This is a genomic window from Gordonibacter sp. Marseille-P4307 (genome assembly GCF_900604965.1).
Lineage (GTDB): Bacteria > Actinomycetota > Coriobacteriia > Coriobacteriales > Eggerthellaceae > Berryella.
Genome location: NZ_UWPD01000001.1, coordinates 1,389,913 through 1,409,214 on the forward strand (window position 1 = coordinate 1,389,913; position 19,302 = coordinate 1,409,214).

Below are 19,302 nucleotides of genomic sequence, written 5' to 3' on the forward strand. Positions count from 1 at the left end.
GCAACATACTCGTCTCTCGTTAGCTCATCGCCCTTCAAGTCCCTGTTAGTCGCAGAAGATACACTTTGTCAAGAAGAAGGGAAAGTGATGGACGTGGAGCATACAAGCAAGAGATTCAACCGCACGGAGGAGTCACTGCTGAAACAGATGAAGGGTTCTCGGCTGCTCACCATTGATGCGGTCTTGGCCGCCCCTCCCGACAACAGTTGGAACACAGTGAGGCTGCACTTCGCTGGCTTCGACGTCGACGTCAACAACCGACTTCACGAAATCGTCGTCGACGAGCTCGGCTCGCTGGAGGAGTTCGGACTGCTGTCCATCGCCAAGGCAACGAAGGACACCCTCGATATCCCCGAGGTGGGAACCGACACCACCGTTTTCAAAATCAACGAGGTGGTCAACGGAGTCTCCGTCATCAACGATATCGCGGAGGTCTACGGCGATGGGACGCTCGTCGCGAAATTGGAATACCCACAGGCGATCGCCCTTCGCGCGGAATCCGGCTTCATAATGCTCGACAAGGAGGTCTGGTTCTCCGAGATGATCGTCATCAAGCGGGGAAAAAGCATCGATGAACTCCTCTACGACGAATCGGTCAATTGGGAGGACGACCTCGAAGAGGATCCGACGACCCATTTCAAGTTCCGTACAGAAATCCAACCGCTGTAGTCCCCGAACGCCTCCGCTGGTTCACGCTGCCCCAGTGGAGGCGTCTCCAACTCATGTCCAAGCACTTTAACGCTTTCGCGATACCGCAATACAACAGGGAGAAGAATGTGGCTGAAGAATATAACTCGGTCCACGCATTTGTACCGGTGACTCTTGCGATGTGGTCAGCTTCGTCTCCGACGAATCGCATTTTCTCAGCTCAGAAGCATTATTCTCCTATGGGAAATCTATACTCTCGTATTGGAGCGCCCCGGGCTCCATTTCCGCTGGCATCGGGCATGTAGTCAGTTGCACGCAACCAAATGCCGTTTCCGCAGCTCAAAGGCTCTATTCTCGTATCGCTCGAAAATACTCTCCCGAAGTGACTACATTCCGTGTAGTCACCCCTGACTACACGGTGACTACACGGTTTTCGCGATGGAAGAATAAATATAAATGCAGGTCAGATGCCATGCATGACTACATGCAAACGGCCTATGCAACGATTGAGTGGGAATAAAAGTTGATACACTAGCGTATCGATATATGACCTAAACACTCCTCGATAATAACCTGTTCAAGGGGTGGTTTTGTATTCAAACACGAAGTGAGTCATACGAAGAAATAAAAGGATGACCAACGTAAACTTAGTCATTTTGAAGTTAGCTTGCAGGTGGCTAACAAGTCGAAATACTCGATTTCACCTGTAATTTTTGCCGAATCGAGCAAGCACAGCAAAGAGTAACATTGATACGGATATGTATCATTACCTGCAAATGCACCGTTGCCTGAATAGTTGCAACCCGATAGCCACCTGCAACTCTGAAACTAATACGATTTCGTATCAAATATTGAGGGCATTTATTTTGAAGTTTGGGTCACGAACGGGCCATGGCATAAAAACAGCCTCTGACAAGGCTATTTTCGGTTCTATTTAGGGAGTCTAGGCCTTGAAGGAGTCCTTCCAGGCAACGTACTCGTCACGCGTGAGCTCGTCATCCTTCGGATCTCTATTGTTCCTGTACCAATGATGGAGCGCCCCTGCCAGTGCTTCCCGGTCCTCGTTATCCATGTCTTCCGGAAGAGCCAAGACAACAGTGTCCCCAACCTTGATAGGCTCTAGGCAAAACGCTTCCTCCTGATCGAGCAGCATATGTATCGCATCGTTCGCGTCGTTTCCCCAATCAGACTTGAGAGATGAAAGGTTTACCTCGAGGCATCGCGCAATCTCGGTAACCATAGGCTCCTTCGGCAAACCAGGGCGTTTCGGCCGGAATGTGAAAACGAATAATGTTGCGAGAATATTGACACGCATAATATTGCGAACTATCATAATCGCAAAATGATGCGAAAGAATTATTCACCTGGGATGGGAGATATCCATGGTCGACGCGCTGGAGATAGGCTACGCCATAAAGGACAGGCGCGCTGAATTGGGGATGACCCAGGCCCAGCTGGCAGAGGCCGCGGGCGTGTCGAAGCGCTGCCTTTGGTCGCTGGAGCTGGGACAAAACCCCGGCGTGCAACTGGACAAGCTCACCGCCGTGCTCGGGGCCCTGGGGCTGGGGTTGGAGCTGACCGTCGGGAACCCCTCAGATGAGCCGCAAGCTGAGCAGTTGGGCATCGGAGAGCTGGCGGCTCGCGATAACGCCTCCGCAGGCGCTCTCTCCATCCTGACGGGAGGTGCGCGATGACGGCCGGCGTCCTCGACGTGCTCATCGCCGGCAAGCTCGCAGGAACCCTTTCCCAGGACGGGGCCGGCTCGCTTTCCTTCGCCTACGAGAGAGGCTACCGCGGCGTTCCGCTGTCGTCGTCCATGCCGCTTTCCACCAGGCCCTACCGGGACAAGGTCGTGCTGCCCTACCTCTGGGGGCTTTTGCCAGAGGACCCGGCTGTGAGAAGGCATGTCGCCGCCGACGCCGGCATCTCTCCCAACAACCCCTTCGCGCTCCTCGGCGTCATCGGCCTGGACTGCCCCGGCGCGGTGCAGTTCGTCCCCCAAGGTTCCGACGCCTACCGCGATGAGCGCCTTGTTGCCGTGAGCGACGCCGAAATTGCCCGGAGGCTGGCCATAGGTCGCCAGGATGGCACCGGCTGGATTGCCGACAACGAGCATTGGAGCCTCGGCGGCCAGCAGAGCAAGTTCGCCTTACGGCGCATGGATGGCAGGTGGTACTCCTGCGAGGGCTCTGCGGCAACCACCCACATCCTGAAGAGCGGCGTGCGCGGACTGGCCCATCAGGCGCTCAACGAGTACGTCTGCATGCGGCTCGCGACAAGCCTAGACGTGCCTGCGGCAAGCGTCGAGTACCTGGAATTCGAGGGCGAGAGCGGCGTGGAGCCCGCCATCGTCATCGAGCGCTACGACCGTTTGGTCGAGGGGAACAACGTGACGAGGCTCCATCAGGAGGATCTCTGCCAGGCCCTGGGATGCCTTCCCGACAACAAGTACACCATGTACGGTGGGCCGAACTGCGCCGAACTGCTGGGGCTTCTCACCTCGACCGGGCCCACTGCCCAGGCAAACGCCGCGGGTTTCCTGCAGATGCTCTTCCTCAACTACCTGCTCGCGGCGACGGACGCGCACGCCAAGAACTACTCCATCATGCTCGCCGCCGACGGGTCACACAGGCTGGCGCCCATGTACGACGCGGCATCCATCGCCCCCTACGTCGAGGTGGCGAAGATGAAGGTCAAGCCGCCCAAGCTCGCCATGTCCATCGGCGGCGAGAACCGCGCAGGCCACGTTTCGGCAAACGACCTCGCCAAGCTGGTCGAGCAGTGCAGCCTCGAACGATTCGGCATAACCGTCGAGGGCTGCCGCGACTTGCTGGCACTCTACGCTAGAGAGATCCCCGGCAAGCTGGCCCAGGAGTTCGACGCTTTGGAAAAAACGGGGTCGGCCGACGCAGCCAGGGAGCTCAGGGGGCGCATGGAGAAACCAATCGCGCAGCTGTGCGCAAGGTCGCTGAAAGGACTGGGGAGCTAAGCCCCATGCCGCTCGCGGCCAACTAGCGAATCATGGGGAACGGCCAGTAAGCACGGAAAGAGCCCCTCGGGATGACCCCGAGGGGCTCCCGGCCCTCCAGCGGGGGCCGGGGATGGAGGTCGGTTACTCGATTTCTCCGCCTCAGCGCAAATGGTCGAGTGCCCAAAATGATTGCGACTACCGTAAATCTCAGGTAGGGCTTTATAGATAACGTCAGAGTTTGCCGTTGACCTTCCTTTGAGAAAAAGAAACTTATGGGTCTCCCCCGTCTTACGAAGAGCCAGGAGCTTGTCAGCAATAACTCCACACGCCTAATCCCAGTTCATAGAAACAAAGCCCGGGTCTTCGTTGCGCCCTTTTCTCGGATTAGATTGCGAGGTTTCGGCGAATGCATGGAGCATGGGAGTGCCCAGCGTTGCTGCAGCCACCGATGTTGTCGCGGTCTCGACAAAGCCGCGACGAGTGATATTAATATTCACGCTCATGATTGGCAGGCTCCTTTCGCAAAACACTAGCTAATGACTATCTGAGCAGATGAAGCCGGAATTGCTTTAACGGCTACACTTCCAGCGAGTGAACAAAGGAGAATGGATAATGTGCGAAAGGACGCAATAGGGCCCTGCAAGATCGACTTGCATGCACTCACTTCTATTTGGAAAAGCAATTGCGACACTGCCTGGTTGGCAAATGAAACCTCGTACGGATAGCACGCTTTCCACGGCTTTTCTATGTCCATTTCTGTTTGGAGCTCGATCGACAGCCAAGTTGAAGAGGTGATGCTCGTTCTCAGGCAAGTTTACTGTCTCCCGGCGTACAAACGGTGTCAAGGTCGTCCTTGCCGCAGATGATGCTTGTAAACGTAGATTTCTGCATCTCGACGAGCCGAACAGGCTCGTGCAATCTTCCGTCGCTATCGAGAGGGTGCAACCATCCGGCACTATCGTAGCTCTGAGGAAGAAAAAATGGATAGCAATCGATATCAAAAGGTATGGATGCGCCTCGTCCTGCCGCCACGAACGTCATGCAAGAGAATTCTGCGAGGTCCGCTGGCTGGCCCATCCGGAGAACACCATGACAATTCGCGTCACGCGGGAAGGTGATTTATAGCTCTTGCGTAGACTGACTGGCAGGTTTTGATGCCAAGCTCAACCCCAGCCTACAGAATGAAGCACCGCTGGGACAATTTGTCCCAGCGGTGCTTTTACCATTAGTGTTTCTTTGAGCACCAGGGGCACGGCTTGCCGCCCTTGATCCTCGTCGCAGTGGTCGCCGTCCAGACGTGCTCCGGGTTGTTGCGGCAGACCCACTTGGGAATGAAGTCTAGCTGCCCGTGGGGCTTGGTGTTCCAGGGGCTCACCGGGTTCTCGGGACTCCACTCCTCGGCGAGCTCGGGGTACTGCCAGGCGAACGACCCCATGACCTTCCCGCACGAGGGGCAACGGTTGTTCATCCTCAATTCCCTGTTCCGGACGGTGTCCACCCATTCGTGCCCGCACGCTATGCAGCGCCACCGGACTTTCCGCTTGCTGCCGCTCTTCACCGTCTCGGGCGTGTACTTCGGGCCGTCGACTGCTTCGAGCCACTCCTCGGCGAGCTCGGGGTTGGTCTCCCGCAAACAGGATTGCGTCGACAAGCTCTTCGTGTGCTGTGCGCGGCAGACCATGCAGCCGTCGATGAGGTAGCTCCCCGGGGTCTGGTAGGGAAGGTGTCCGTTCGGGCAGTGAAGGTGCATCCTCATGTAGCTGTCAGCCGGGACTTCTTCGGGTTTGGATTCGTCCTCCCAGGCCTCCACTAGCTCGGGGAAGTCCGCAGCCGACTTCCCTCTGAGGTCCGAGAACCCGTATTTCGATGGATTCTCGACGTGACGCTCCACCCACGCGTTGACGCTTGCCGCGCCCGGCGTCCTAGGCGCCGTCTTCCTGTCCTCGCGTGCGGTCGTGGGCGTCACTGCTTCCTTTCCATACACGACCCCGCCGGTTTTCTTGCCGCCGCACGTGCAGCCGAACTTGACGTCGCAGGGGCGCTCCGCGGTCTGTCGCCCGCACGCCTGGCACTTCACGACCATGACGTCGTCTCCCGCCCTCGCGCCGTGGATGAGGTCCACGAGGTCGCAGCCGTTCTCCTGAGCGAGGGATTCGGCCTGCGCCCACGTCGCGTCGTGCTTTTGGGTGATCACGCCCTGCCGGATAAGCTCAGACCTGGGGACGCCTTCCGCCAGGATCTTCCTGACCGACTGGTCGTACAGGGCATGCGACTGCCCGTACCACGAGAGCCAGTAGCAGGCCCTGCAGATCGGCTCTCCTACGGCGTTTTTGTCGAGGATGTACTTCAGCCTGTAATGCGCTTGCGTGCCGCAGGTCCGGCACGTCGTGAACAGATAAGCGTCCTTGCGGTACTTCCCCTTCGGGTCGTGCGGCTGGGACAGTTTCAGGCCTCCCTGCAGGAGGATTTCGTCGAGCTTGTCATCGCTGAGTTTCATATGTGCGCCTTTCTTGCCTACAGGATCCCCTCTTCGGAGAACGCGTCGACCGCTCTCTCGGCCCAGGCGCGGCCGACGACGAGGGGCCGGTCGCCTGCCATGGACGACCTCGCGAGCGCGTCTGCGTAGAGGTCGTACGCCCCGCGCGGGAGCACTGCGGTGAGGCCCGCGCCGTCAGCTTCCACCTCGAACAGCAGGTCGCCGTCCTCCGTTCCGACGAGGTCGGCCTCGCATTCCCCGTCGGGAGCCACGCTGCCCTGCTGCCTGGCCGAGCCCGCGACCGCCATCTTCAGGATCTCGACCACGCGGTCGTCGAGGCCGTTGGCGAGCGCGACGGCGACGCCCCGCAAATCCCGCCGGTCGAAGACTATGCGCTTCTCGCTGCGCCCGATGGCGCTGTCCTCGCCGTCGAGCCCTTCGAACATCTCCGCGGCCCTCCGCGCCATGCCCTCGTCCACGACGAGGTAGACGCAGGCGTCGTGCTCCGGGTCCAGGTAGAGGCAGGGCGACGTCAGGCTCGCGGAGTACCCGCACTCTGGGCAGCTGAACTCGAAGAGCGTCCCCGCGAGCAGCCGATCGGCGAGCTCGGGGCTCCTCCGCGCGTTCACGAGCGTCCAGGCGTCGTGTTCCACGGTTGCGCCGCACCCGGGGCACGGGAACTTCACCGGGTCCGACTCCGAGCCGCTCCACCCCTCGTCGAGGTCCGCCTCGAAGGCGAGGGTCTCCCTCATGCGCTTCGCCGGAACTCCGATCTCCATCATCGCGTTGTCGAACGTCCCGGGCTGCTGGGCCATCTGCGGGTACCATCGGTCGATCGTGTCCGCGTCGCCGGCGAGCGCCCGGGCGGCCATCCCAGTGGGGTCGCAGACGACCTCCCAGCTTCCGGGGTCGCACGGGTAGAGGTAAGAAGTGAACTCCTCGTCGTCGATGACGCCCTCGTACACCGGCTTCTCTCTCGAGCACGGCCAGTAGTAGCACCTGCCCTTCGTGAGCCCCAGCCCCGGCGCGCCGTCCCCGTCGTACTCGTCGCCGATGTAGCGGACGACCGACCAGTCCTCCTTCACGTTCATGCGCTTTACGGCCCTGGCGAGCCAGGCGATGGACTCGGACAGGTCTGGGTCCTCCTCCCGGTACTTCTCCTCGTATTCGGCGAGCAGCGAGAAGTACTCCGCATAGCTTTGCATGTTGTAGGGGATGAGGCGGCTTCTCCGCCTCTCCGCGTCGGAGCCGTCCTCGCGCTCGGAGATTATCTCGTCGATCGCGTCGAGCTCGGCGGGGTACGAGAACACCTCACCGCCGCTCTCCCTGAGGCCGGGCAGCAGGCAGTACTTCTCGTGCTCGGGAGGGATGTAGGGCCCGGTCTCCATCGCGAAGGTCTCGGACGTCGTCATGCTGCGCTCCTCTCCTGGTGCATCTACGTGCAATTATAGTCTGCCGATCGCCCCCGGCTTCCGGGCTCTGGAGCCTCGTCGCTCCCGCTCGCCCGTACCGGCGTAAAATGTCTACCAAGTCATCTCTATCATGCTCGAGGGAAGGGGCACGGCATGGCCGACAACGGAGAATTCGCGAACGCCCCGACGTTCTACCTGCAGAGGCTCGCAATCGACACCTTCGCCGGCGGCGAGGTCCTCTTCGCGGACGCCGACCTCACGCCGGAGCAGGCGTCGCGCTACGCGCTGGGCATGCTGGTCAGGGAGCCGGAGTCGCTGCGCGTCACCCGGTCGAACGACGCGCCCGCAGGGCGGTTCCGGTTCGCAGTCGCCACGAACTCGGCGGCCGAGGAGGACGGCTCGCGCGTGATACCAGGCGGGGCGCGCTTCAAGGTGCTCGACATCTGCGAGCACGATGGGAGAACGCAGATCGCTCTCCTGCACCTGCCCGGCGACGAGCAATGGCGGCTGTTCGGCGAGGTCGAGTTCAGCTCCGAGCGCGACGCAGTAGACGCATGCCGGAGCGCTTTCGAGGACGCCCTTTCGGGTGAGCCTGCCCAGGGAGCTGAGTGCCCTACCCTGCAGGCGGTCGGGTTCGACGAGGGTGGGGAGCCCCACCCCGTCGAGACGCCGCTCCAGGAGAGGCTGAAGCCCCTCTCCGAGATGGGGTTCCGCGAGGTCGACGGCAGCGTGCTCTACGTGGAGGGCGCCCTGAGCCTGTTCGAAGAGGACTCCGGGATGGGGTCCGCCGACTTCCCTGATGTGCTCGCGTACGGCTACATCGACCAGCAGGCGGGTCTCAGCATGCAGGTCCTCTGCTCCGCCCGCAGGGTCGGCTCGAAGATCGAGCGGAGACGCGACCTGGACGAGCACAGGCTCATCATCCGCTCCGGGGGCACCGGGGAAAGGCTCGCGGCACAGGTCGTCGACTCGTCGCTCTCCGAGTTCTCGGACCTCATTGGGCAGATCGAAGAGATCTACGGGCCGGACGACGAGTCCCTGCGCGACGTCAGGCGCTCGGCGGACATCGATCCGCTGCGCAGTCTCGAGTACCCCGACGACATCCAGGCCTACCTGCTGAAGCAGGGCATCGAGGGCATGGAGCTCGTCTGGATGAGAACGCTCGGCATAAGTGAGGAGGGATCGGTGGTGGGCAGGCTCCTCAACGAGCCCTACGGCGACTATGGCGTCCACGAGGGCGACTGCATCGAGCTCGGCTTCGGCACGGGCAAGGATGGCGGCATCGTCTGCGTCGCGGATGCGGGCAGGGTCGCCGGCGAGCCGGCGGCGGGTTCGAGGGACGTTGCCGTGAACGATAGGCCTCATGAGGAGCCCTACGTGACCTGCAAGCCCAAGGCGGTTAGCGTCTCCGCCGAGGAGTACGCAAGCGGGCGTTGCGACGAGAAAATCGCCGACAGGATGCGAGCGATTGTCGATTCGGAGGCGCCCATCGAAAAGACCTGGCTCTTCAACCTCGTGAGGGCGAGCTTCGGCATAGGCAGGAGCGGAAGGAACGTGCTCGCGAAGAACGAGGAGGTCCTCTCCCGCCTGCCCCACGGGACCACGGAATGGGACGGGCACGAGTTCGTCTGGCAGGCCGGCCAGGACCCCGAATCGTACACTTCATTCAGGGCGAACCCCGAGCGCCAGGTCGGCTGCATCGCCTTCGAGGAGCTAAGAAACGCCATCCTCCACGACCTCCCGTACGGCTTCGCGCTCCAACCAGGTGACGCCGTCTCGCAGGTGGCTGGCACGTTCGGCTACACGCGGGTTGCCTCCCGCATAAAAGACGTAATCTCCAAGGCGATCGAGCGCTGCGTCGCAGACGGGCTGCTCGCGCAGGGCGATGACGGTTCCGTCTCCGCAGCCCCGGGCGAGGGTTTCCGGTTCGCCGCGGGGGTCGAGTCGGGCGACCCCGCACGCGTGACCGAGGGCTACTACCGCGACGGCAAGGCGTTCATCGGCAGCGTCTCCTACGAGAAGCTGCTCATCGTGCTCGTCTCCTTCATCGTCGCCCTCGAAGGGCGGCCGTGCGGCTTCTTCCTTGAAGTCCCCTGCACCGCCGACGAGGAGGACGGGCTCCGCAAGGCCGAGGGCGACCCTCTGCATCTTAAGGTCTACCATACGGGCAGGCTTACCTGCGAGGAGGCGTTCGCGCTGCTGTTCCGCAACCGCGACCTCCTGCTCAACACGGGCCTCGTATCCTTCGGGTTCTTCTCCACCGAGGCCCAGGCCGAGGTCTTCCTCGACCAGTACAAAGTGGTCGCCCTCACGGGGCTCGGAGAGGAAGGCGCCGCGCACGTGTTCGGTATGGCCGGAATCCCCGACGCCAGACCCGTGACCGTGTGGGACACCATCGGCCCGGAGACTCCCGCGAGGAACTTCGCCGTCTCGTGCGGAGGGGCCACGCTCGACTCGGTCCTCAAGGACCTGGAGGAGGACTTCGGGCTCGCGCTCGACCACTACGAGGCAGAGGACGAGGAGGGGTCTGCCGTTCCGGTCGATGTGGACCCGGGCATCGCGGACTACGTAGAGCCGGATGCCACCGGCTACGAGCTCGCGAACGGCGCCGTCGTGACGATGCCCGCCACGTATCGGGAGGTCGAAGCGATGCCGGACGACCCCGAAGGCACCCGCGCGTTCGCCATGAGGAACGCGTCTTCGCAGGCCGTCGTACTCGCATATCCCATCGATGGCGGCCCTCAGATGCCCTGCGACGATACGGACGAGGTGGTGTCCGGCATACGATGCTCGCTCGGCGACGACCAGGGCATCGTGGAGGTCAGGTCCGGCGGCAGCAGCGGCAGTCGGTTCGTGTACAGCATCGTCAAGACCGCGAAGGAACCGTCCGTAATGCCGTACGCGCTCGTGCTCGATATGAGGAGCTCGAAGCGTCCGGTCCGAATACGGGGCTTCTTCGACGAGTCGGGCACGACCGGCGTCCGGGACTCAACGGTCTACTCGATGCTCGCGCAGGCCGGCGGCAACGCGCCCGACGGGTGGGTGCGAGACCCCTACGATGCCGGCTGGGGCAAGGGCCTCCTCGCAAACAAGTCGGAGCAGCCGGAGTTCGACGCGCTCTTCCCGGAGCACCCGCTCACGGAGGCGCGGCGCCTTATCAGGTACGCGACGACCCGCACGGTCGGATAGGCACCTGCCTGTCGACGGGTCGGGGATGGCCCTCATATGGCCAGCGCCGACGACAGCCCGCCAGACGTGAAACGGGAAAAGAACCACAGGAGGACAATTTTGAAGCCTTATGAAGAAGAACTTTTGAGCTCGATGGCCACCAGAATCGAGGAGATGGGCATCGGCACTCAGACGACCACCGCCAGGGTCGCCAAGCAATGCGGATGCGACGACGAGAGCGTTGACATGTTCGGGCTGGACGACGCCCTGCGAAAGGAATGCGCCAGACGGGGCTACCGCCTCGACATGTCCTCTCATGAGAATATGTTCGAAGGCCTGCCCTACAACCTGGAGTTCACCGTGAAGGCGATCCGCGACACCAGCAGCTCGGTGGTCCCGCCGCACGTCCGCGGGAGCATACGGCGCCTGGAGCTCGGCTGGGTGTGCATGGTTGGCAGCATGGTGCGCGACTACGCGTTCCAGAGGCGCGAGGACGGCGGCTACGATGTGAGGGTGGAGCTCGTAGGCGAGCCCTCGCCCGTCTCCGGCACCATGGACAGAGACGAGGCCGAGTCTTTCGACACAGCGCTCCAGCGGATCGGGGTACTCGGTTGGCGCAGGCCGCAATACCAGATGGACCGCGGCTACCTCATCACCGACCAGGAGAAGTGGCACCTCGCTATCGAGCGCGAGGGGTACAAGAGGCGCTTCCTCCTCGATGGAGACGGCCAGTACCCCGCGGGCTTCGAGGACCTCCGATACCTCGTCGAGGGCGTCGGCGCAAAGCTGGGCGTGCCGAGGGCATTCGACGACGATTCCGAATAGATGTTGTGAGCCGCTCGTAGCATGAAGACATTTGCTGATTCGGAGCAAGTCAGCTTCTCTGAATCACTCGAGTTTCCAGCACGCATAGACCATCCCGGACGTGTAAAAACCCGGGGATGACTGCCGCTATTTGAAGGCATTGACCCGCGGTGGCGTGATTCGACAATCGGGGTGACCAGCAAAGCCACCTGCAACTATTCCCGCAGGCAAAACGGGGAATGATTGCGCGTTTTTCGTTGCAGTTCCAACGAAACGTGATTCAAATGTCAACTATTCCCCGCGCTCCGAATCATGGCGTGATTCGGGATTGATTCGCCACTTGGCGCAACTGGGTGGACTGTGGAGCACCATGTGCAACCAGGCGGACGCACGGCGGTGCAGCTGGTCATTGAGTGGGAATAAAATCCTAGTTCAGACGGCAAGCCACCAGATTCTATTCATGGTGACGCAGAGTGTTGCAAAACGTTGCACGAAGCGCCAAGCCACCTGACAAATTAAAGAATAGATAATGAGACGAAGCTCCGAAAATCGCCGTTTTCGGAGCTTCTTTTATGTCATTTCACCTACGATTTTGATTCGGATTTATTCCTTGAGTGTCCGCTTCGACATCATCTCGATGCTGGTGCTGAGCGAGGATCGCGCCCTCCTGAGGCACCACATCAACTGTCTCGGCGCCGACTTCACCGACTCGACCGACTAGCGACCCCACCGGTCGTGGCCGGCTGGCCGCCCAGGGCATCCGCCCTGGGCGGCTTTGCTGTGGGGTGATTGATGTATCTTCGGATGCCCAGCCGCGCACTGACGCGTGCCGGCTTTCCCGCATCTTCGGGTGATGCGAGGGATCGTCGGACTACTGAGACAATTTGTCCCAGTTGGTATGACCTGCGATTTTGTTCGGAAGCTGCTGCTTCGCGCAATCTTCCTTGAGCAGTTTCAGCATGTCTGCGCCGTGCCGTTGACTGATGGCAAGCCACTCGGAATTCCCCGTTGTCAGCTTGCTCATCTCCCTTAGCTTGAGGCTGCCTTTCGCAATCATAGCCTCGAAGGTCGTCCGCTTCGCCATCGGAGCCATGTTGGAGAACCTCGAGTTAACGTTTCGCGTGACGATGCAGAGGTTGCCGAACGAATCGAGGTCGTCCTGCTTCCATTTCTCGAATGTGTTCTCGGAGGGGTTTTGCGGGTACCAATGCTCGACAGAGTTGCGGAACTCGAAGGTGAAAGGAACTCTGTCATTGCGCTCCCACAGGAGGTAATCAAGATAGTTGAATACGACACGTGGAGTGTTCACGCCCATGTGGTCGCGATCCTCAACGTTGAGGTAGCCGCGGCTAATCGCACTTCTGACGAAGCCCTTGGTCACTTCGCAGTACTTGTCGAGCCGCTGCTGATTCTCACCTTCATACAGCCAGGCAAGCAGATAGGTGATCCAGTGCATGTCCTTCGGGGATGTGTAAGAGACCCTGAGCGCTGATTGGAGCATCAAGTTTTTCTTGTTCCTGGCATCCGACGTCGTATCCCGTTCGCGCTTGACTGCGATTCTGGTATTTCGGTAGTAAGCCTTCTTGTCCCCTCCCCGCCCGCTGACCCTCAGCTCCTTCAGGCTCCACTCGCCATCGCTGGCCTCGTTCGCATACTCGCGCTTAACGATGTACTTGTCGAACAGATATCGGCATTTAAGCAGGCACGATGCGAAATCCTCCGAGAAGCGTTCGGGGTTTTCTCCGATGACTGCGCCGTCGATGCGGCCGCGCTCCATGACCTTCTTGAACTCGTCGGTCAGATGTTTGTCGTCAATCGAACTGCGGAGCTCGAAGCCCTCGTCGAACTGCACCTTTTCGACCTGAACGAACACTTTCAGGACATGGAGGAGGAAATACGGGAATTCGATGATGCTCTTGAAGCGCACCCTGTCGTATTTATCGGTCTGACCGTCTGAGATGTCGCATGTAAAGACAGGTGCAAGAATCTGTTCGAGGGACGGGGCGTCTTTTGATGTCGCCTTTCCCTTTTCCAGATTGACGACGGATGGCATTGATCGCCATTCGCCGCCGAAGAGCCTCTTCCTGGTTTCGACATCGAAGTGCATCTGGACGTAGCCGCTCATGTCGCTGCATGCTTCCCATATTCTTGCGAACGCGGCTTTTCTCTCGTTTCCGCTGATGGAGCTCATGAGAGAGGCTTTAAGTACGTCATGCTGCTCAAGCTGCTCGCCGCGAGTGTTCATGATCTCGAAGTAACGGTTCAAGTCTGTTTCTGCAGTGTCGGGGATCGAACATCCGTGCCCTAATTCTTGCATACGCTCCACGACCAATCCTATGCCACAGCCATCAAATATCTTATACTGGTGACGGCCGATGAGCAGAGACGCATCTGCAGGGAGAAAGGTAAATAGCCATGAGCAGGAAGATTCAGTGCCCCGAGTGCCGAAGCACGAATTTCGAAGCGGTTTCTTCCAGCAAGAAACCGTTGTCTCTTGGAAAGGGCATCGCTGGAGGAATTCTGCTGGGCCCAGTCGGCGCCGTCGGAGGAGCAATCATCGGGAATAAGGGGAAGACCACATTCGTTTGTCACGATTGCGGCAATACGTGGAAAATCAAGCTCTAGCCATCGGGCATGAAGGCCCATGGGACAAATCTATCTTTTGAGCATTGATGATTGACGCTCTGATTGGATGACCCCGCCAGCAGCCTCCAAACATTTTGTTGCAACAGGCCCTTCGAATCTGTCGGGCAGATGGATCAGCGCCTCATCGACAACGTCAACGCCGTCGTCGGCCAGCGCGACGCGCTCTACATCCTGGGTGATTTCACCGCTCCAAAAACGAAGCTCGAAAAGGCCATAGCATATCCTCTCCAGGCACGTTCATTTGATCCGAGGAAATTGCGACAAGAACTTCAGGGGAACGGAATGCTTCGAGAGCGACCGTGCTATCAAAAATTAATACTGGCCCGGCACCCCGCACCACGGAAAGGTCGTAGAGGACATCCTGCGCCGTTTCCCGGTGCTCTCCCACGGCAACAAGTTCCATGTAATCTTGGCGACGAGCTCCATCCCAGAGGCGATCGACTACTACCGAGCCTTCAAGGAACGCGCCCCGCAGATGAAGGTGACCGCCCTTTTCGACCCGAGCATCGATAACAACGCTGGCTCCACGGTGAAAGAAGATGTTCTGGTCGAGCCCGTAGAAGACTACAACAAGGCATACGGCCAGGAGTTCACTATCCCCACGTGGCCCGCCATGAAGAAGAACATCTCAGCGCGCCTGTCCCACAAAAAGCCCTACATCAACGTCGACTCCAACCGCGACTCCCGCATCGACTTGCCCATTGTGGTGGACCAGATGCTCACGGGCTTCGACTCCAAATGGCTCAACGCTCTCTACCTCGACAAGATCATCGACTACGAGAGCATCATCCAGGCGTTCAGCCGCACGAACCGCTTGTTCGGCCCCGACAAGCCCTTCGGCACGATCCGCTATTACCGTCGTCCCTACACCATGAAGGGCTATATCGAAGCGGCAGTGAAGCTGTATTAGGGAGATCGCCCGCTCGACATGTTCGTCCAGAAGCTCCCGGACAATATAGCTCTTATGGATGCACGGCTGCAGAAGATACTCATGGCGTTCGAGGCCGCTGGCGTTGGCGACCTCTCGAAACTTCCCGCATCGCAAGAGGCCAGGCGCAAGTTCGCCAAGGAGTTCGTCGAGCTCAACGAGTTCCTCGAAGCCGCGAAGGTGCAGGGCTTCACATGGGAGCAGGACATTTATGAGTTTGAGGAGGAGCCGGAAGAAGGCGAGCTGAGCGGCAAGTCCTTCTTCGTTCAGCCCATCATCGACGAGCGAACCTATCTCGTCCTCGTGCAGCGCTATAAGGAGCTGTTCGCAGGAGGGGGCGACTCTGGCGATGCGCCCGAAGCGCCCTACGAGCTCGATGGTCATATAACCGAGAGTTTGTCTATCCGAGGGGGCGCATGTGACCATGCGTCCCCTCGTTTCATCTTGGGAACAGCGTAAGGCTTCCTATATCTTTAGAACCAAAGGATCGCGTCGAAAAGTTGTTACACCACGATTTTCGATGCGATCTGATTGGGTAAACCCAGCAGGAGCTGATATAGCTAAAATATGCGCCAAGGACTATCCTTTTGAAAGGCGGTTTTTATGGAAACAGTTAGGCGTTCTGGCATTTGGTGCGGTCTTTTGGCTCTTGTAACCGCATTGTGCCTCTTGGTAGGGGGAGCGAACACGGCTGTGGCCGAGCCGGCTGAAGCGGGCCCCGTTCCAACGAGCATCCACGCATATTGTCCCGGAGGGTTCCTGCCGGGGGCGAATGGCAAGGCACCGATCTACGGTTCGGTGAGCGCAACTTGGTCTGGCGGCACCGAGGCCCGCTTGCCTGGGGCCACGGTTAGCCTGTATCCCCATCCCACGTCAAAAGAGGCCAGAGAGTCTGGCACTGCCACCCCCCTCTATCAAGCAACCACCGATAAGAACGGCGTGTACCAGTTCACCGTGGATGCCTCTCCGAGTGGGGACTTGGATTTTGACATAATGATCGAGTATAAAGGCGTCAAAAGGGTGTATGGCAATGATGCAGATTCTGAAAGTGCCACATACGTCAAACGTCGAATAGTCGTTCGCCCCATTCTCACCACTGAGGCCAATTTTGACGAGTCGGGAACTATACAGGGGAAACTGGCTGAGCCCAAGGAGCTCGAGCTCAAGCGCGGCCAGCTAGTTGACTGGGACACGTACCTGTTGGGACGCGGCACAAACCTCGGGGGTAAGAAGGCACCCGGATTCGACGTAATGCCGATCGAGCGGTTGAAGGCTTATGACAAGCTATCGAGTGCCTTTACCGCCCACGGAACCAAGATAACTGCCGTCGATGAGAAGGGGAATTCGGTCGACCCGAGCCAAATCACCGCAAACCCTGGAACCTACACGGTCACCTACGAGATCGGCTTTGAGCTTCCCAAGACGGGCGATGAACCCATAAAGGACTACCTCACGCCCCGTAGTGGTAAAGAGTACCCCGGAGAGTTTCCTGCAGAGGGTAACCGCATGGTGCTGGGCAGTGCCTCCCTCACGGCAAAGGTGCCCTATAAGCTTTCCTACGACGCCAACGGAGGGGAAGGCGCAACCCCCGACGAGGCATCGTTCATGAAGGGCGCTCCGGTTACTGTTGCGGGCCATGGCGAGCTGAACAAGGGCAAAGCAGAGTTTATCGGCTGGAACACGCAGGCCGACGGGAACGGCACGTCGTATGCCGCAGGCCAAGAAGTGACCTTCGACGCCGACACCACGCTATACGCCCAGTGGAAAGAGGCGCCGGCAAGCGATTCTGCCGAGCCCGCCAAGACGATGACGGTCTACAAGCTGCCTCCTGCTGGCAAGCTGCCTGCTACTGGCAGCAATATCCCCTATCTGTTCGAGGCAGCTGCGTTCGCATTGCTCGTAGGCTCTGGCATTGCAGCCTTCAGCATGCTGGCTTGGCGTCGCCGGAATCGGCAATTATAGGCCGACAATCGTAGGCGTCAAAGAAACTGCCGACTGAGTGCTGGAGTGGGCACAGGATTTCTTTCGACTGGCTCTCACCGTATCTGAGCGGCGGCGGCTCCCACAGCGGGACCGCCGCCGCTTTTGCTTACTGGTGCGCGACTGCATGGCTGATTTAAAGGCACGGCGCCGAAGAGCCTCATGGATAACGCTCATGAAAATGCTTGAATTCCCAGCTGTCGTGCTCTCGACACTGGGGATGCAGGTATCCCCCCGCCGCTCTATCGGAGACCTTTCTTCTGCTCGATAAGGTCAAGCAGCTGCTGGCGAGTGTGCACGCCCAATTTCCCATACACCTGACGTATATGGGTCTTTGCCGTGTTGAAGGAAATATTGAGCTTATCAGCCGTAATTTCTATCGTACGACCCTTGCCCAACAGTACCAGCACTTCGCTCTCGCGTTGCGAAAGGTCGAACACCGCTTGATAGGGTGCTCAGGATATACTGGATAACAGGGAATCGAGCGAGACAGAAAGGGAGCCTGGATGGGCCGTGCAAGCGGAGCAGACCCACTCAAGGGGCGGATAGTGGCAGCTTGGGCTGTCTTCGCCCTCGTCCTTGGGGCCGCGCTCGCCATCGCGCAGCTGGTTTCGGAGACGGAAATCCGCTTTTTCGGTCTCCCAGGAAGCGGCCCGTCGAGCACGGCGGGACTTATGATCTTAGCGGTCTCGGGCTGCGTCGCCTGGGGGTTCTCCGTGCATCTGCGCTGCTCGGACATTGTCATTCGAGGCAATTTAAAGATCGTTGCCGCGCTTCTCGCCGCCTGGCTTTTGGATGTGCTGCTGAGATACCCCGTGAGAAGCGACCTTATTGCCTCGGTCATGTGGTACCTTTATTACGCGCCGATGATGTTCATCCCCACGTTTTTCCTGGCAAGTGCCTTTCGCGCCGCCGCCCTTGATCGGCATGCCGCATGGCGAAGGGTCGTCAATATTGCTTGGGTGGTTGACGCAGCGCTCTGCGTGCTCGTGTTGACGAACAACTATCACAACCTCGTGTTTGCGTTCGATTTGTCCGATCCGCATTGGAGCAGGGATTACACCTATCAGGCGGGTTACTGGTGCGTGACCGCGTGGTCGCTTGTTCAGTATGCGGGCTTTTTCGCGGCGGCCTTCCCCGCTGCTCGGACCCAGCTGAAAAGCGTCTTTCTGCCGATGGCCATCATCCTTGGCGTGGGCGTGGCGTACTTCGCGATGTTTATCGCTCGCAAAGCAGGGCTTTTCTCGACGAACATTTCTCTTGTCTATAGTATTTTGGTCATTGTTGCGCTCGAATTATCGCTTGACCTGGGTATTCTTCCCTCATATGCCCGACATGACCAATTCTTCGCAAAACTCCCCTTCGATTTGAAAATCCTCTCGCGCGATCGAGACGTCGTGTACCAAACCGATGTCGCAACCGAGATTCCCGATGCCGTGCGAATGACGCTCGGAGAAATCGAGACCCCGCGCGACGGCATCGTGTCGTTTCGCACGTCTGCCGTTCCCTCGACGCTGTTCAAGGTGTACTCGGTGGCGGGCGGCGATGCGCTTTTGTCCGAGGACATGACGGCGCTCGACGAACGCAGGCGCCTGCTTTCCGAGCGTCAGGCGAAGCTGCGTCGCGCGAACGCCATGCTCAAGTGCGACCGGGAGCTCGCGGTGACCCTCCATCGTCAGGAGGACGCCCGCGCGCTGTTCGCCGAGATCGAACGCGCGCTTGAAAGCAAGACGCAGCGCATAAGCGAGCTGCTCGACGATCTGCCGCAGGGAAGCGACCCCGCCTCCGCGGCCGCTCGTCGGGAGCGCCTCATGGAGGTGAAGCTGCTCGTCGCGTACTGCAAGCGCAAGGGCGGGCTTATCTTGGCGGAGAAAAGCGACCCCGACTTCAACCGCGAGCGGCTTGAGCTCGTCTTCAACGAGACGGCTGCCAACCTGCGCCCACTCGACATCGAGTGCGCGGCCCTTGTGGAGACGTCGAAGGTGCTCCCTGCGGCTACGGTGAACGTGCTCTACGACTGCCTTTACGACTTCGCGGCCGCGGCGTTTTCGGCGAGAAATCCCGTTCTCATGCTGTTCGTGAGCGACGGGAAGTCGGGCGAGGTGGAGATGCGCGCCGCGCTTGAATCGGACGGCACCGCGGGGCCAAGGTTTCAGGAATCGCTCGATGATCTGCGAAAATCGTTGATTGCACAACATGCGGCCTTCACGTTGGAAACGTCGAGGGACAGCGCGAGCCTCTCGGTCTCGCTCGGGGGGGAGAGGTGATC

15 protein-coding genes are annotated in these 19,302 nt (G+C 59.6%); 9 read left to right on the forward strand and 6 right to left on the reverse strand.

Annotated features, from left to right (window positions below; translation table 11 throughout):
* Positions 1–87: 87 nt before the first annotated feature.
* Positions 88–669: a hypothetical protein gene (locus EIH26_RS06355; RefSeq protein WP_124061382.1), complete on the forward strand. Its 582-nt coding sequence runs from the start codon at positions 88–90 to the stop codon at positions 667–669.
* A gap of 922 nt (positions 670–1,591) precedes the next feature.
* Here the strand turns inward: EIH26_RS06355 and EIH26_RS06360 are convergent.
* Positions 1,592–1,888, reverse strand: a complete 297-nt coding sequence (locus EIH26_RS06360) for a hypothetical protein (protein WP_241152790.1) — start codon at positions 1,886–1,888, stop codon at positions 1,592–1,594.
* Positions 1,889–2,030: 142 nt separating this feature from the next.
* Between EIH26_RS06360 and EIH26_RS06365 the strand changes: the two genes are divergently transcribed.
* Both EIH26_RS06365 and EIH26_RS06370 read left to right on the forward strand, forming a co-directional pair.
* Complete coding sequence (locus EIH26_RS06365) at positions 2,031–2,342, forward strand: helix-turn-helix domain-containing protein (protein ID WP_124061383.1); 312 nt, start codon at positions 2,031–2,033, stop codon at positions 2,340–2,342.
* Positions 2,339–3,637 carry a type II toxin-antitoxin system HipA family toxin gene (locus tag EIH26_RS06370; RefSeq protein ID WP_124061384.1) on the forward strand — a complete coding sequence of 433 codons (1,299 nt, stop codon included), beginning with the start codon at positions 2,339–2,341 and terminating at the stop codon, positions 3,635–3,637. Before EIH26_RS06365 ends, EIH26_RS06370 begins: the two co-directional genes overlap by 4 nt.
* A gap of 311 nt (positions 3,638–3,948) precedes the next feature.
* Here EIH26_RS06370 and EIH26_RS06375 read toward each other — a convergent pair whose 3' ends face one another.
* The 3 genes from EIH26_RS06375 to EIH26_RS06385 form a co-directional block, all read right to left on the reverse strand.
* On the reverse strand, positions 3,949–4,122 hold the full coding sequence (locus EIH26_RS06375; protein ID WP_124061385.1) for a twin-arginine translocation signal domain-containing protein: 174 nt from the start codon (positions 4,120–4,122) through the stop codon (positions 3,949–3,951).
* 722 nt (positions 4,123–4,844) lie between these two features.
* Positions 4,845–6,116, reverse strand: a complete 1,272-nt coding sequence (locus EIH26_RS06380; protein ID WP_124061386.1) for a zinc-ribbon domain-containing protein — start codon at positions 6,114–6,116, stop codon at positions 4,845–4,847.
* Positions 6,117–6,133: 17 nt separating this feature from the next.
* Complete coding sequence (locus tag EIH26_RS06385; protein WP_124061387.1) at positions 6,134–7,507, reverse strand: CpXC domain-containing protein; 1,374 nt, start codon at positions 7,505–7,507, stop codon at positions 6,134–6,136.
* A gap of 153 nt (positions 7,508–7,660) precedes the next feature.
* Here EIH26_RS06385 and EIH26_RS06390 point away from each other — a divergent pair, with 153 nt between their 5' ends.
* The gene (locus tag EIH26_RS06390; RefSeq protein ID WP_124061388.1) at positions 7,661–10,696 is read left to right on the forward strand and encodes a DUF3320 domain-containing protein; all 3,036 of its coding nucleotides are present in this window, start codon (positions 7,661–7,663) and stop codon (positions 10,694–10,696) included.
* Between the two features lie 99 nt (positions 10,697–10,795).
* Positions 10,796–11,500 (forward strand): hypothetical protein, encoded by a 705-nt coding sequence (locus EIH26_RS06395; RefSeq protein WP_124061389.1) that lies wholly within the window; start codon positions 10,796–10,798, stop codon positions 11,498–11,500.
* An 850-nt stretch (positions 11,501–12,350) separates the two neighbouring features.
* On the opposite strand, the gene EIH26_RS06405 is transcribed toward EIH26_RS06395, so the two are convergent.
* Positions 12,351–13,604 (reverse strand): HNH endonuclease family protein, encoded by a 1,254-nt coding sequence (locus tag EIH26_RS06405; protein WP_206424690.1) that lies wholly within the window; start codon positions 13,602–13,604, stop codon positions 12,351–12,353.
* Between the two features lie 930 nt (positions 13,605–14,534).
* Between EIH26_RS06405 and EIH26_RS08530 the strand changes: the two genes are divergently transcribed.
* From EIH26_RS08530 to EIH26_RS06420, 3 genes are all read left to right on the forward strand, one after another.
* Complete coding sequence (locus tag EIH26_RS08530) at positions 14,535–15,035, forward strand: hypothetical protein (RefSeq protein ID WP_241152791.1); 501 nt, start codon at positions 14,535–14,537, stop codon at positions 15,033–15,035.
* An 18-nt stretch (positions 15,036–15,053) separates the two neighbouring features.
* Positions 15,054–15,512 carry a hypothetical protein gene (locus tag EIH26_RS08535; RefSeq protein WP_241152792.1) on the forward strand — a complete coding sequence of 153 codons (459 nt, stop codon included), beginning with the start codon at positions 15,054–15,056 and terminating at the stop codon, positions 15,510–15,512.
* Between the two features lie 480 nt (positions 15,513–15,992).
* Positions 15,993–17,015, forward strand: coding sequence for an InlB B-repeat-containing protein (locus EIH26_RS06420; RefSeq protein ID WP_164471000.1), 1,023 nt, complete (start codon positions 15,993–15,995; stop codon positions 17,013–17,015).
* Between the two features lie 260 nt (positions 17,016–17,275).
* Here EIH26_RS06420 and EIH26_RS06425 read toward each other — a convergent pair whose 3' ends face one another.
* Positions 17,276–17,473, reverse strand: coding sequence for a helix-turn-helix transcriptional regulator (locus tag EIH26_RS06425; protein WP_124061393.1), 198 nt, complete (start codon positions 17,471–17,473; stop codon positions 17,276–17,278).
* A gap of 108 nt (positions 17,474–17,581) precedes the next feature.
* Here EIH26_RS06425 and EIH26_RS06430 point away from each other — a divergent pair, with 108 nt between their 5' ends.
* A complete protein-coding gene (locus EIH26_RS06430; protein WP_124061394.1) occupies positions 17,582–19,300 on the forward strand; it encodes a hypothetical protein in 1,719 nt (572 codons plus the stop codon).
* Positions 19,301–19,302 lie beyond the last annotated feature (2 nt).

Excerpts from the sequence above, each read along its gene's own strand:
- EIH26_RS06355 (WP_124061382.1), top strand. The coding sequence starts at position 88 with ATGGACGTGGAGCATACAAGCAAGAGATTCAACCGCACGGAGGAGTCA.
- EIH26_RS06360 (WP_241152790.1), bottom strand. The coding sequence starts at position 1,888 with ATGGTTACCGAGATTGCGCGATGCCTCGAGGTAAACCTTTCATCTCTC.
- EIH26_RS06365 (WP_124061383.1), top strand. The coding sequence starts at position 2,031 with ATGGTCGACGCGCTGGAGATAGGCTACGCCATAAAGGACAGGCGCGCT.
- EIH26_RS06370 (WP_124061384.1), top strand. The coding sequence starts at position 2,339 with ATGACGGCCGGCGTCCTCGACGTGCTCATCGCCGGCAAGCTCGCAGGA.
- EIH26_RS06375 (WP_124061385.1), bottom strand. The coding sequence starts at position 4,122 with ATGAGCGTGAATATTAATATCACTCGTCGCGGCTTTGTCGAGACCGCG.
- EIH26_RS06380 (WP_124061386.1), bottom strand. The coding sequence starts at position 6,116 with ATGAAACTCAGCGATGACAAGCTCGACGAAATCCTCCTGCAGGGAGGC.
- EIH26_RS06385 (WP_124061387.1), bottom strand. The coding sequence starts at position 7,507 with ATGACGACGTCCGAGACCTTCGCGATGGAGACCGGGCCCTACATCCCT.
- EIH26_RS06390 (WP_124061388.1), top strand. The coding sequence starts at position 7,661 with ATGGCCGACAACGGAGAATTCGCGAACGCCCCGACGTTCTACCTGCAG.
- EIH26_RS06405 (WP_206424690.1), bottom strand. The coding sequence starts at position 13,604 with ATGAGCGGCTACGTCCAGATGCACTTCGATGTCGAAACCAGGAAGAGG.
- EIH26_RS08535 (WP_241152792.1), top strand. The coding sequence starts at position 15,054 with ATGTTCGTCCAGAAGCTCCCGGACAATATAGCTCTTATGGATGCACGG.